We start from the raw sequence: 13,360 nt of genomic DNA on the forward strand, positions 1-13,360 counted from the left end.
GCCACGTCGGCAGCGCACGATGGCGACCCATGCTGCCGCCACGTCGCCGCAGCGGTCCTAAACGGCTATTCAGTTCGCAACACATCTGTGCAGGCAGACGCTATCGCGCAGTCATGCCGACCTGTTAACGTTTCGGCATGGCCTGTGGCATTCTCCTCATTACTCATCCCGGCATCGGCGCAGCGTTGTTGAACGTGGCGACGGGGCTGTTGCGGCAATTGCCGTTGAAGACCGAAGCATTCGACGTGCCGTTCGATGCAGACCTGGACGCATTGCTGCCCCAGGCGTCGTCGGCGATGCGCCGGGTCGACAGCGGCGACGGCGTGCTGGTCATGACCGACCTGTACGGCGCCAGCCCCAGCAATCTGGCCAACCGTCTGGCCAAGCTGGGCACCCCGGTTCGCCGGGTGTCCGCACTGAGCCTGCCGATGCTGCTGCGCGTGATGAACTACCCCGAACAAGGATTGCAGGAACTGCCCGCCACTGCGGCGGCCGGTACCCGCAACGGAGCGATCATCGACGATGCTTGAACGCGAACTCATAGTTTCCAACCGACTCGGACTGCATGCGCGGGCCACCGCCAAGCTGGTGCAGACGCTGTCGTCGTATCGCAGCAACGCCACCCTGGCGGCCAAGGGGCGCGAGGTGAATGCCAAGAGCATCATGGGCGTGATGCTGCTGGCCGCAGGCCAGGGCACCAGCGTGGTGGTGCGGCTGGATGGCGAAGACGAAGCCGAGGCCTTACAGGCGCTGGTGGACCTGTTCGAGCGTCGTTTCGACGAGGACAGCTGAGCATGTGCGGCGTCGGTGCCGTTGCGACCGACACGGCGCCGCTGCGCCAGGGCCGCGCATGAGCCTGCGCCTGCGCGGACATGGCGCTGCACGCGGCAACGCGCTTGGCCGCGCACGCGTGCGCCAGAGCCATACCCTCGAAGTGGCCGAACAACGCGTGCCCGCCAATCAGGTGGAAACGCAGCTGCAGCGCCTGCATGCCGCCATCGCGTCGGCACGGGTCGAGATGCAGCAGCTGCGCGACCGCCTGCACGGCGCACTGGCGCGCGAAGTCGGCGAATTTCTCGAGCTGCATGCATTGCTGCTCGATGACCCCGAGCTGCTGCAAGGCCTGGATGAACTGATCCGCACCCACCGTTACAGCGCCGACTATGCCTTGCGCGTACAGCGCGACCGCCTGGCGGCGGTGTTCGACGGGATGGAGGATGCGTATCTCAAGAGCCGCATGGACGATCTGGATCACGTGATCGGCCGCATCCATGCGTTCTTGCACAAGCGCGCTCCCGACCTCAAGGGTGTGGCCGGCGAAATCCTGGTGTGCGACAACGTGGCACCTTCCGAGCTGGCGCAGCTGCAGGCGCAAGGCGTGGTCGGCATCGTCACCACCGCCGGCAGCACGCTGTCGCACAGCGCGATCCTGGCGCGCAGCCTGCACCTGCCGTTGGTGGTGGGCGTCAGCGACGCGCTGCAGCGCATCGAAGATGGCGATGTGCTGATTGTCGATGCCGGCTCGGGCCAGGTCATCGTCGACCCCAAGCCCGAACATCTGCGCGACTATCGCGAGCGCCTGCGTGCGCTTGCCAAGGAACAGCGCGAGCTGGGCCGGCTACGCTCCAAGCCCACGCGTACGCGCGACAACGTCGATATCACTCTGCTGGCCAACGCCGAATCGCTGGAAGACGTGGCCAACGCGCATGCGCTCGGGGCCAGCGGCCTGGGCTTGTACCGCACCGAATTCCTGTTCCTGCAGCGCAACGAACTGCCGGACGAAGACGAACAGTTCCACACCTACCGCGACACCGTGCTGGGCATGAGCGGCCGACCGGTCACCATCCGCACCCTGGATCTTGGCGCCGACAAGGCCGACCGCACCGGCCTGACACTCAGCGATGAGGACAACCCGGCGCTGGGTCTGCGGGGCGTGCGCCTGTCGCTGGCGCGGCCGGCGGTGGCGCAGGCGCAATTGCGCGCGATCCTGCGTGCGTCCGGCTACGGGCCGGTGCGCATCCTGGTGCCGATGGTCAGCGGCCGCGAAGAAATCCTGCAGCTGCGCAAGCAGTTGAAGAAGCTCACCGCACAGCTGCGCGCCGAAGGCCACGAGATCGCCGAGCACATCCCGCTGGGTGCGATGATCGAAGTGCCGGCTGCGGCATTGGCGCTGGACTGCTTCATCGACGATATCGATTTCCTGTCCATCGGCACCAACGACCTGGTGCAATACCTGCTGGCGGTGGATCGCAACAACGAGGCATTGGGCGAGCTGTACTCGCCCCTGCATCCGGCCGTCCTTCGGCTGATCGCGCAGGTCATCGCCACCGGGCGCACCTACGGCAAGCCGGTCGCGGTGTGCGGTGAAATCGCCGGCGATCCGCGTTTCGTACCGATGCTGCTGGCATTGGGGCTCACCGAGTTCAGCCTGCATCCGGCCACGTTGCTGGAAGTGCGCCGCGCGGTGCGCGACACCCATCTGGGCGAGTTGCGCGTGCATGGCGAAAAATTGCTGCGCGCCCGCGATCGCAAGGGCATCGAAAAATGGCTGGCTGGCCATGCGCAGGGGCTGCTGCGGTAATTGCGGCACGCAGCGCCCGGCCGCGCGGCCGATGCTTGAAGACCTGGGTTTCCTTCAGCACGGCGTTCGACACGCTCGCAGTCCTGAGGCAGGCCCAGACGGTGGCGCGAATCGGCATGTACCGCTTGGGCAGTGCGATTGCTGCGCGCACCAGTCACGCCCGCTCGCACCGCGTTGATCGCCTCCTTGTCGAAAAGCGCCGAAGATGCCGCCTGCATCGTCAATCGCATCCCGCTCCATGCACCTTGAGCAGCTCGCGCGGCTTGGCTGCGTCCACCGCGCACGCCCTGCGCAAGCGCGCCGCAGCGGCCCTGTATGTTTCGTCACCATGCGCAAGCGATAATGCCTTGCTGACCCAGCACCGCGTCCTTTACTGATGGCGCGTCCACTCTTCCGGGAAGCCGCGCATGGCCGAAGCCGTTCGCCACGACAAAACCGCGCGCCAGCTACGCCTGCTGTCCGACGCGCTGGATAGCGGACGCCTGGGGCCGGTACGCCGGTTGGTCAATACGCTGGCGCCGGCGGAAATCGGCAACCTGCTCGAATCGCTGCCACCGGGCAAGCGCGAAGTGGTGTGGGGGCTGGTGGATCCGGAAGACGATGGCGAGGTGCTGCTGCATGTCGGCGACGAAGTGCGCGAAAGCCTGCTGGCCGACATGGACCCGGACGAGATCGTGGCGGCGGTCGAAGACCTGGACATCGACGATCTGGCCAACCTGGTCGAAGACCTGCCCGACACCGTCATCGATGAAGTGCTCAAGTCGATGGACCGCGAAAACCGCGAGCGGCTCGAGCAGGTGCTGTCGTATCCGGAAGACACCGCCGGGCGTCTGATGAACCCGGACGTGGTCACCGTGCGCGCCGACGTCAATGTGGACGTGGTGCTGCGCTATCTGCGCCTGCGCGGCGAACTGCCCGACCACACCGATCATCTGTACGTGGTGAGCCGGCGCCACCAATACCTGGGCCGCGTGCCGCTGGCGGCGCTGGTCACCCACGAAGACAGCACGCCGGTCAACCGGCTGATCGACGACGAGCAACCGGCCATCGATGTCGGCGACGGTTCGGACGAAGTGGCGCGGCGCTTCTCCGACCACGACTGGATCTCCGCGCCGGTGGTGGACGACAACAACATCCTGCTGGGCCGCATCACCATCGACGACGTGGTCGACATCATCCGCGAGCAGGCCGAGCACCAGGCCATGAGCGCGGCCGGTCTGGACGAAGACGAAGACATGTTCAGCCCGGCACGGCGCGCATTCCGGCGCCGCCTGATCTGGCTGAGCATCAATCTGTGCACCGCGTTTCTGGCGTCCAGCGTGGTCAGCAGGTTCGAGGGCACCATCGAGAAACTGGTGGCGCTTGCGGCGCTGATGCCGATCGTTGCCGGCATGGGCGGCAATGCCGGCACCCAGGTGCTGGCCCTGATGGTGCGCGGCCTGGCGCTGGGCCAGATCGGCTCGTCCAACGTGATGACCTTGCTCAAGAAAGAGCTCACCGTCGCGCTGATCAACGGGCTGTGCCTGGGCATCGGGCTTGGCTTGATCGTGCTGGCCTGGTTCCGGCAACCGATGCTATCGCTGGTGATCGGCACCGCATTGACGGTGAACATGCTCACTGCCGCCTTCGGCGGAGTGCTGGTGCCGGTGACGCTGAAACGGTTGGGCTTCGATCCGGCGTTGGCCGGTGGCGTGATCCTGACCACCTTGACCGACGTGATGGGCTTTTTGAGCTTCCTGGGCCTGGCCACGTTGATCCTGCTGCCCTGACCTTCGGTGTCTGGCCTGGAGCGTGTCATGCATGCGATGACGACAAGCAGATGAATATTCGACAGGAATCGCCTCGCCTCGACACGCCAGCGCACCGGCATGCGGTAATACTGCACCCATGTGATCGGTCGGGAGAGCTGCGTGATTCGTCGTTGTCTTGTTGTCATTGCCTTTGCGCTACTGCTGGCCGGCTGTTCCAGCATGGCTGAGCGCCACCACGACGAACGCCGCGGCCACTTCGTCACCCGTACGCTGAAACTGGAAGGGCGCCTGTACCGCTATCAAGTGTTCGTGCCCGCGTCCAAGGTGCCGCAGCCGCGGCCCATCGTGCTGTTCCTGCATGGCTCGGGCGAGCGCGGCGATAACGGGCGCGATCAGGCCGAAGTCGGCCTGGGCCCTTACTTGAGCGAACACACTGCCGATTTCCCCGCGCTTGTCGTATTGCCGCAAGTGCCCAATGACGAAGAGTGGATGGGCGTCAATGCGCGCATGGCAATCGCGGCGCTGGATGCGGCCAGCGCCGAGTTCGCTGCCGACCCGCAGCGCACCTACCTCACCGGCATTTCGATGGGCGGCTATGGCGCCTGGGAAATCGGGCTGATGCAGCCGCAACGGTTTGCGGCGATCGTGCCGATCTGCGGTGCACTCAAGGCACCGCGCGATGAGCGCCGCACCTTGTACGTGAGCCTGGTGGCGAAGGAAGCGGACCCGTACACCGCGGCAGTGACGCAACTCAAGCACGTGCCGATCTGGATGTTCCATGGCGCCAAGGACGATTCGGTGCCGCCGCACGACGACCGCGCGCTGTACCGCGCCGCCAAGGGCGTCGGGGCCAATGTGCGCTACAGCGAATATCCGCAAGGCAACCACAACGCCTGGGACGCAACCTATGCGGACCCGGCGATGTGGGAATGGATGTTCAAGCAGCGCCTGCGCTGATGTTGTGCAGCGCCACGCCGGCCCTGCGCCGGCATGGCGGCATGACATGGCCGGTGCGCCTCAGTGGTGATACCCGGTGTCAGCGGTGATCTTGCCGCGGAATACGCGGTACGACCATACCGTATAGCCCAGGATCAGCGGCAGCAGCATGACCAGTCCCACCATCGCGAACAGTTGCGAAGACGGCGGCGCGGCAGCCTGCCAGATGGTGTAGACCGGCGGCACCAGATACGGCCACATGCCCAGCACCAGACCCAAGAAGCCCAGCACGAATAGGCCCATCGCCAGCAGGAATGGCAGCGCATCCGAGCGCGCGGCCTCGCTCGCACGCCATAGCGCCCCTCCCACGATGGCGACCAGCAGCGGCACCGGCATCAGCCACAGATAGTGCGTGCCACTGAACCAGCGCTCCATCACATGCGACTGCAGCGACGGCAACCAGGCGCTGACCAGGCCGATGAAGATCAACACGCTGATGGTCAACGGTCGGCTCAACTGCCGCGCCAACTGCTGCACGTGGCCTTCTGTCTTGAGAATCAGCCAGGTACTGCCGAGCAGCGCATAGCCGAACACCAAGGCGGCGCCCGTCAGCATCGCGAACGGGCTGAACCAGCCCCAGATGCCGCCGACATAGCGGTCGTTGTCGATCGGCAGGCCCTGCACCAGCGCCCCCAGGATCACGCCCTGCGCGAAGGTGGCCAGGATCGAACCCGCAGCAAACGCATTACTCCACAAGCGCCGCGAGCGATGCGCCTTGAAACGGAATTCGAATGCAACGCCGCGGAACACCAAGGCCATCACCATCAACAGCACCGGCAGATACAGCGCCGACAAGATCACCGCATATGCCTTGGGAAATGCGGCCAGCAGCCCTGCCCCGCCAAGCACCAGCCAGGTTTCGTTGCCGTCCCAGATCGGCGCGGCGGTGTTCATCATCAGATCCAGCTGCGCTTCGTCCTTGCGGAACGGCGCCAGGATGCCGATGCCGAGCACGAAGCCGTCCAGCACCACGTACATCAGCACCCCGAAGCCGATCACCGCAAACCACGCCACCGGCAATACGCTGTTCATCTCCATCATGCAGCTCCGTCGATCGGTGCATCCGCTGCCGACAGCGGGCGTGCGGGCGTGTGTTCGCCATGGTCCAGATGCGGCGCGTCGGCATGTGGGGTGGGGCCTTGCTTGCCGATCTTGACCAGGTACCAGATGCCCCAGCCGAACACGAACGCGTAGCCGGCCACATACACGGCCAGCGAGATGGCGGTCATCAGCGCAGACTGCGGGCCCACCGCATCGGCGGTGCGCAACAAGCCGTAGACCACATAGGGCTGCCGGCCGATTTCGGTGACGAACCAGCCGGAAATCAGCGCGATGAAGCCGCTCGGCAACATCCAGCGCCAGACCGCCAGCAACCAGCGCCATTGCACCAGCTTGCCGCGCCATAACGCGAAGGCAGACACCCAGGCCACCAGCAGCATCAATGAGCCGATCCCCACCATGATGCGGAAGGCGAAAAACACCGGCGTCACCGGCGGGCGCTCGCTTGCCGGCACCGACGTCAGTGGCGCGATGCTGCCATCCGGGCGATGGGTCAGGATCAGGCTACCCAGGCGCGGAATCGCCACCTCATAGTCGTTGCGCTCAGCCTGTGCGTTGGGTAACGCAAACACCACCAGCGGGAATCCCTGGCCCGGCTGTTCGGCATGCCAGTGCGCTTCCATCGCGGCGATCTTCATCGGCTGATGCTTGAGCGTGTTCAAGCCATGCATGTCGCCGACGACGATCTGCAGCGGTACGGCGATCGCGGCAAACACCACGGCCAGCTTCAGCATGCGCAGCCCTGCCTGGCGATGTACGCCACGATGCAGATACCACGCGCCCACTGCACCCACCACGAAGCAGGTGGTGATGAACGAGCCAAGCGCCATGTGCGCAAGCCGGTACGGGAACGAGGGATTGAAGATGATCTGCAACCAGTCCACCGGATGCACGACGCCGCCGATGACCTCGTAGCCGGCCGGGGTCTGCAAGCAGCTATTGGACGAAAGAATCCAGAACGTGGAAAACAGCGTGCCCAGCGCCACCATGCAGGTGGCCAGGAAATGCAGGCGCTCTGAAATTCGACCCCAGCCGAACATCATCACGCCCAGGAAACTGGCTTCCAGAAAGAACGCGGTGAGCACTTCATAGCTCAGCAGTGGCCCGATCACGCCACCAGCCACGCGGCTCAATTCCGGCCAGTTGGCCCCAAATTGGAAGGCCATCACGATGCCGCTGACCACGCCCATGCCGAAGGACACGGCAAAGATCTTCTGCCAGAAAAAATACAGCTCGCGCCAAACCGGCAGACGCGTGCGCAACCAGCGCCATTCCAGAAACGCCAGCAGGCTGGAAAGCCCGATGGTGAATGCCGGAAACAACACGTGGAACGCAATGACGAATCCGAACTGGATCCGCGATAACAGCAGTGCGTCCATGGAGAACCCTCCAGGAAAAAGTGATCGTCGGCGTGCAGGTCGCAGGGCGATCGCCGGAATGCACTGCATCGGTCGATCGCGCGCGCGCTGCTGCGCTACGCGATCATGATAGGGACGGTCGCGCCCGTTCCCGATGCGACACGGCGTCGCATCTGCGACAAATTGCCGCCCTTGTACTGCGGTACGCCACACCGCCCGCCTCTGCTGGGCAGTGCGCGTCGACAGGCGGTGCAAGACCGGCCATGCCGAGCGTCCCAGAGCCAGGCCGTAGCAACGCTATGGCCGCACCCGCTCCCAGATCCGCAGAAAATTGCCGCTATACACATCCACGATGCGTTGCGTGGGCCAACCGGCATCCAGCATCGCCTGCGTGAGCTTGGGCAGATCCGCCCCGCTGCGCATCCCGGTCGGCACACTGGAAATGCCACCATCGAAATCGCTGCCGAAACTCAGGTGTTTCCATGGATCTTCGACGATCCCCATGGCGGCAATCTGCCGGGCAAACGCTTCGTAATACCCAACGACAAAGGCAAGATCGGCATCCATGTCCGGCGTGCCATCGGCCAGATAGGCGTGTTGCAAGAAGTACGGCGCCAGGATGACGCTGATGCAGCCACCGGTCTGCACGATGGCACGGATCGCCGCATCGTCGAGCGCCCGGTCCAGGTGACGTGAGGGCCGCGTTTCCACACCACGCGTGACGCTGCGCGATGCGCCATGCGAGACGAAGGCCGGCACGTCGCGACGGATGCAGATGCCGCAAGCGTCAAGGATCCCCTGGCTCGAGGTATGCGAAAGATCCACCAGAAGCCCGGCATCGATGCAGCGCTCCACCACCTGCCGGCCAAACGCCGTCAGCCCCGCGCCCTTCTTCTCGCCCCACGGATTGAGCGATGCATAGCCAGCCTGGGAGATGTCGGTATGGCTGAAATGATTGAGCGTCAGATAGGCGGCGCCGTCCCTGGCCGCACTGTCCAGACGCGCCAGCCGCAGCGCCTGGGTGCGGCGCCCGCGTGGCCCAAGCATGTGCGCCCCCTCCAACGACAGGATGGCGCTGCACAGACCCGCTGCGCGAATCGCGCGGAGCTCGGCGGCGCTGCGTGCCAGCCGCATTCGCCCGCCGCTGGCCGCCACCATCTCCTGGACATAGCGCCGATGCTCCACCCAGTGTTTCCAGGGGTCGAGAAAAGGCACGCCGATGAGGTTTTCCCAGAGTGCATGGGCGCTGAAACAGGCACCGCCATAGCCGCCCGCGAGAAAGTCCGGGCCGCTCACGTGGTACATCAGCGGTTGGTTGCGACCTCGCGGCGAGGTCTTGGACATCAACCAGAGGATCGGAGAACGCCGATGTGCTTTCCAATCGCCCTTCCAGAAATCGAAGCCGCCTAGCCGCGACAGATACAGCGAATCCAGATGCGTATCGACCGGACACGCTAACGCATGCACTGCTTCCAGCGTGAGCGGCGGAACCAAGTCGGCCAGATTGTCGGAGGAAACTGCATGCATGGGCGAACCCCGGCAATGACGTCTGACGACGTCGCCAATAAAAGCGCGTGTTCCGCGTTGAAGATCCGGTCGCTATTCTTCGAGCGCCCTGATGGGTGGAGCATGTGCGTCCAAAGGAGAATAACCGAACTGGACCGTCAGATCCCCGGGGCGAGTGCCCGGCCCGAGAGGAAAGCGCAGGACTGCTGACGCGTTTCTCGTTTCTCGTTTCGCAGCGCACCGCGTCGGTGCGGGGGTTTTTTCGTTATTGGACCGGCCGTCGTCTCACCAGGAATCGACGGGTCCTGGAGGCTTTTGGCGACGATGCCGCATGCCGGGATGGGGAGCCCGCCGATATCGGCTAAGAGCAGCAAACAGAACTGCTGCGCAGCCGCGGCGGCTCCTGGACAGTTGGGTTAGTGTGCGTGCGAGATTGCGGACGCACTGCCCTGATGCCGTGGTCCGTGGCCAGGCCGACGCCTGAACACATCAACGTCGCCAGCAACGACGGGGGCAATTGCCGGTTGCACTCGCGTCATGAGCGCTGGCCGCCGGTTACAGCTGACACGCCCGCCAGCGCACACAACGCACCAACACACTGCCACGCTTCCAATTCCTCACATCCGCGCACGCAGGCGCCGCGCAACTTCGCTGACCGCTGCGATGACTGCGGTCAGCGCGACCATCGAGAGGAATTGCGCGCGCGTATCGGCCGAAGAGGCCAACAACACGAAGATCACGCCCAGGATGACCAGCGCCAGCACGGTCAGAAACGGATAGCCGCGCATGCGGAACGGCAATGCAAGGCCGGCACGGTCCGCGCGGGCGCGCAAGATCAGTTGCGATACCAGCGAGATCGTCCACACCAGCAGACAGGTGGCGCCGACGATGTTGAGCAGCATTGGCAACACCTTGTTCGGATACAGCAACTCCAGCGCTGCGGCGGCGAAGCCGAACAACACGCTGGCGATCACCGCCACCAGCGGCACTTGCTCGCCGCTGGTCCTGGCCAGCAACCGCGGCGCTTCGCCGCGCTGGGCCAGCGAGAAGATCATCCGCGAGGCACCGTACAGATTAGCGTTGAGCGCCGACAGCAGCGCGACCACCGCCACCAGGGTGATCGCCGTGGCGGCACCGGGAATGCGTGCCACGTCCAGCACGGCCGCGAACGGCGAGCTGAGCGCGGCGCTGGTCCACGGCACCACCGCCACGATCACGCTGATCGACCCGATATAGAACACCAGGATGCGCCAGGCGACAGTGCGAATGGTGCGCGCCAGGCTACGTCCGGGGTCGGCGGTTTCCGCGGCGGCCACCGCCACGATTTCGGTGCCGCCGAAGGCAAACACCACCACCAGCAACGCCGAGCCGATACCGGCCAGGCCCTTGGGCGCAAAGCCGCCGTTCTGGGTGAAGTTGGACAGCCCGGGCGATGCCACTCCGGGCAACCAGCCCGCCAGCAACGCCACGCCGATCAGCAGGAACACCACGATCGCCAGCACTTTCAGAATGGCGAACCAGAATTCGAACTCGCCAAAGTTGCGCACGCCGAGCAGATTGATCGCAGTGAACGTGGCCATGAACAGCAACGCCAGCAACGGCACCGGCAACGCCGGCCAGACCGTGGCCAGCAGCCCGGCGGCACCTACCGCTTCGGCCGCAATCACCACCACCACCTGAAACCACCACAGCCAGCCCACGGTGGCGCCGGCCGTCGGGCCCATCGCATCGGCGGCGTACACCGAGAATGCCCCGCTGGCCGGCTTGGCGGCGGCCATTTCGCCCAGCGCGTTCATCACGATGATGACCAACGCCCCGGCAATCAGATACGAGATCAGTACCGCCGGCCCGGCCGCGTGGATGCCCACACCGGAACCCAGAAACAGCCCGGCGCCGATCGCCGTGCCCAGGCCCATCATCATCAATTGCCGCGGCTTCAGCGCATGGCGCAATGCAGGCGCGGCGGGCGCAGCGGTCTCAGCAACGGAATCGGTCGGAAGCGGCATGGACAGGCTTGCATGGATGGAATCGCGACACGATACCGCGTCGCAGCGCCTGCCGCGCCTCTTGACGCCAGCCCGGGGAAGGAGTGGCGACCTCGCGCGATCGCGCCTTGCGCGCGGGTGTGCAGCAGCCACGCCCGGCAACCTGCCGGTGCGCGCCGTCACCTGACGGCCGATGCAGCGCGCGCCTGTCACCTGTCGTCTCCAAGAACCGGGCAAAGCACATCCCCGAACAAGCCGGGGACGTGCCTCGATGCCGCCAAGAGCCAAGAGCCATCATGTGCGCAGCTTCCGGATGGACGGCCGCTACTCGTCATCGGCTTGTCCCCCGGAAACGCTGCGCTTGCTGTGCGCCGCCCAGGCCCTCCTGACCAGCGCTTGCTACAGCTCATTCGCGACTCCGGGCGCTACCGGTCACTCCGCCAGGTTCTTGCCCGCGCCCGCGGTGGCGATCACCTTGGCCTTGACCTGTGCTGCCGGCGTCACGGTGTAGATGTAGCCCAGCGACTCCGGGAACACCTTGGAGCTCACCCAGTTGGTGGCATTGGCGTAGGGCTTGCTGCCGTCCGGCGTGCTCCAGGTGATGCCGCTGCCAACGTAGTTGTTGATCAGGTCCCAGTAGCCGATCTCGCTGCTATCGCGCGAAGTCACCGGGTTCTTGATGTTCTCGAAGTAGTTGGACTCGATCTTGGCCACCCCACCCATGCGCACGTTGATGCCCGAGGTAAACACATTGTTGAAGTAGTTGTTGTAGATGTGGCTCAAGCCGCGGCGCTGCAATGGCAAGCGCGATTCCACGTTCTCGAAGCGGTTGTGGTGATACGTGGTGCGCGCAGCCGAGTTCTTGGTGTCGCTGTCGCTGTAGCCATTGAGCGCGACCTTTTGATAGTTGTAGACATAGTTGTAGGACACGGTGACGTGGTGCACGCCCTTCTTCATGTCGATGCCGCCATCGAAGGAGGCATCGCCTGCACCGGAGCACTTGGTGAGCGAGGCGAAGATGGTGTTGTGGTCGATCCAGATCTTGGACGGCTCGCCGCTGGAGTTGCCTTCCAGCGAAATCGAATCGGCATCTTCGCCACCTTGCAGCAAGCCGATGGTCATGTTCTGGATGATCACGTTGTGCGCATTGCCTACCACACGCACGCCGAAGTTCGCCGACGAGCCGTTGGCGCCCTTGATGGTGACATCGCTCTTGTTCTTGATCTGCACGGTCTTGGCCGGCAGCTTCCATTGCGCGCACACGTCCTTGATGGTGCCGAAGTCGAACTGGCCGGTGTAGTTAAGCACCAGCCCGCCGCTACCGGAATAGTTGTCGATGGCGGCCTGCACTGCTTCGAACGTCGCCACGTTGACTGGTGTCTTGTTGCCGCCGCCGGTAGTGGCCGCACCGTAACCGACCGGGCCGGCAATCGCGCCCGCGGCGCAAGCGGACAGTGCAAGCGCGAGTGCGCCGTGTAGCGTCTTGATGATCATGGAGCCTCTCCCAATGAAGTCGACAAGCAATGCCGGCCGCCTGCGCAGTGGCGACGACAACGGCAAGGCGATGCGTGGGGGGGCTGCATTCTTCGCGCGATTTAAAACATAAAACAATTATTCATCTTCGAAACTTAGACACACCGCGGTGTTCTCTTTCCGGGACATGCAAAAGGGACAGCCAAGGACAGCCGGGACAGGACACGCCAATGCCATGCGATAGCCCTGTGTTGATCGACGCATGTGTGCATGTGCTGCAGACGCCGGCGATGCGCAGGCGTTCGGGCGTGCAGAGCGATTGCGCCTGCAACCGTGACGATCCACGTGCCGACGCAGCGACAGGCATGGGCGCACCCAGTGCATGCCTGGCGATGGCAGCTGGCCAACTGCAATGCAGTCATGCATTGCAGCACTGCATCTACATCGGCACGAAGATGCAAACGCAAGCTGTAGCGCCAGCGCCAGCGCCGTCGCGGCGCATCAGAGCGCTGACGTGCCTGCCTGCCGATAGCCTGGGTTATCTCCCACACTGCGGCATGTGCACTGCGACGCTCGCGCATCATCGTGCACCGGCGGCCCGAAACGGGCTTGCGTCAAAGTTCGAACCTCCATCGACACAGCTGCCCGGAA

Annotated in this window: 10 protein-coding genes; 5 read left to right on the top strand and 5 right to left on the bottom strand. The window is 64.6% G+C overall.

What is annotated here, in order from left to right:
- Positions 1–137 precede the first annotated feature (137 nt).
- From HLH45_RS19140 to HLH45_RS19160, 5 genes are all read left to right on the top strand, one after another.
- The gene (locus HLH45_RS19140) at positions 138–530 is read left to right on the top strand and encodes a PTS sugar transporter subunit IIA (protein ID WP_003487850.1); all 393 of its coding nucleotides are present in this window, start codon (positions 138–140) and stop codon (positions 528–530) included.
- The gene (locus HLH45_RS19145; RefSeq protein ID WP_005913389.1) at positions 523–792 is read left to right on the top strand and encodes an HPr family phosphocarrier protein; all 270 of its coding nucleotides are present in this window, start codon (positions 523–525) and stop codon (positions 790–792) included. Before HLH45_RS19140 ends, HLH45_RS19145 begins: the two co-directional genes overlap by 8 nt.
- A gap of 58 nt (positions 793–850) precedes the next feature.
- Positions 851–2,581, top strand: a complete 1,731-nt coding sequence (ptsP, locus tag HLH45_RS19150; RefSeq protein ID WP_014090700.1) for a phosphoenolpyruvate--protein phosphotransferase — start codon at positions 851–853, stop codon at positions 2,579–2,581.
- Between the two features lie 407 nt (positions 2,582–2,988).
- The gene (gene mgtE, locus HLH45_RS19155) at positions 2,989–4,350 is read left to right on the top strand and encodes a magnesium transporter (RefSeq protein ID WP_003487859.1); all 1,362 of its coding nucleotides are present in this window, start codon (positions 2,989–2,991) and stop codon (positions 4,348–4,350) included.
- Between the two features lie 201 nt (positions 4,351–4,551).
- A complete protein-coding gene (locus HLH45_RS19160; RefSeq protein WP_008571972.1) occupies positions 4,552–5,289 on the top strand; it encodes a carboxylesterase family protein in 738 nt (245 codons plus the stop codon).
- A gap of 60 nt (positions 5,290–5,349) precedes the next feature.
- Here HLH45_RS19160 and cydB read toward each other — a convergent pair whose 3' ends face one another.
- From cydB to HLH45_RS19185, 5 genes are all read right to left on the bottom strand, one after another.
- Positions 5,350–6,366, bottom strand: a complete 1,017-nt coding sequence (gene cydB, locus HLH45_RS19165) for a cytochrome d ubiquinol oxidase subunit II (RefSeq protein ID WP_033478599.1) — start codon at positions 6,364–6,366, stop codon at positions 5,350–5,352.
- Positions 6,366–7,766: a cytochrome ubiquinol oxidase subunit I gene (locus HLH45_RS19170; RefSeq protein WP_008571970.1), complete on the bottom strand. Its 1,401-nt coding sequence runs from the start codon at positions 7,764–7,766 to the stop codon at positions 6,366–6,368. Before HLH45_RS19170 ends, cydB begins: the two co-directional genes overlap by 1 nt.
- A 276-nt stretch (positions 7,767–8,042) precedes the next feature.
- Entirely contained in the window at positions 8,043–9,272 is a 1,230-nt protein-coding gene (locus tag HLH45_RS19175; protein WP_008571969.1) for a dipeptidase, read from the bottom strand.
- Between the two features lie 596 nt (positions 9,273–9,868).
- On the bottom strand, positions 9,869–11,257 hold the full coding sequence (locus HLH45_RS19180; RefSeq protein ID WP_011348158.1) for an amino acid permease: 1,389 nt from the start codon (positions 11,255–11,257) through the stop codon (positions 9,869–9,871).
- Between the two features lie 411 nt (positions 11,258–11,668).
- On the bottom strand, positions 11,669–12,730 hold the full coding sequence (locus tag HLH45_RS19185) for a pectate lyase family protein (RefSeq protein ID WP_008573029.1): 1,062 nt from the start codon (positions 12,728–12,730) through the stop codon (positions 11,669–11,671).
- Positions 12,731–13,360: the final 630 nt, after the last annotated feature.

The organism is Xanthomonas euvesicatoria (assembly GCF_013112235.1).
Lineage (GTDB): Bacteria > Pseudomonadota > Gammaproteobacteria > Xanthomonadales > Xanthomonadaceae > Xanthomonas > Xanthomonas euvesicatoria.

Coding starts and splice junctions, on each gene's coding strand:
- cydB (WP_033478599.1), bottom strand. CDS start 6,366: ATGGAGATGAACAGCGTATTGCCGGTGGCGTGGTTTGCGGTGATCGGC.
- mgtE (WP_003487859.1), top strand. CDS start 2,989: ATGGCCGAAGCCGTTCGCCACGACAAAACCGCGCGCCAGCTACGCCTG.
- HLH45_RS19160 (WP_008571972.1), top strand. CDS start 4,552: ATGGCTGAGCGCCACCACGACGAACGCCGCGGCCACTTCGTCACCCGT.
- HLH45_RS19145 (WP_005913389.1), top strand. CDS start 523: ATGCTTGAACGCGAACTCATAGTTTCCAACCGACTCGGACTGCATGCG.
- HLH45_RS19170 (WP_008571970.1), bottom strand. CDS start 7,766: ATGGACGCACTGCTGTTATCGCGGATCCAGTTCGGATTCGTCATTGCG.
- HLH45_RS19185 (WP_008573029.1), bottom strand. CDS start 12,730: ATGATCATCAAGACGCTACACGGCGCACTCGCGCTTGCACTGTCCGCT.
- HLH45_RS19180 (WP_011348158.1), bottom strand. CDS start 11,257: ATGCCGCTTCCGACCGATTCCGTTGCTGAGACCGCTGCGCCCGCCGCG.
- HLH45_RS19175 (WP_008571969.1), bottom strand. CDS start 9,272: ATGCATGCAGTTTCCTCCGACAATCTGGCCGACTTGGTTCCGCCGCTC.
- ptsP (WP_014090700.1), top strand. CDS start 851: ATGAGCCTGCGCCTGCGCGGACATGGCGCTGCACGCGGCAACGCGCTT.
- HLH45_RS19140 (WP_003487850.1), top strand. CDS start 138: ATGGCCTGTGGCATTCTCCTCATTACTCATCCCGGCATCGGCGCAGCG.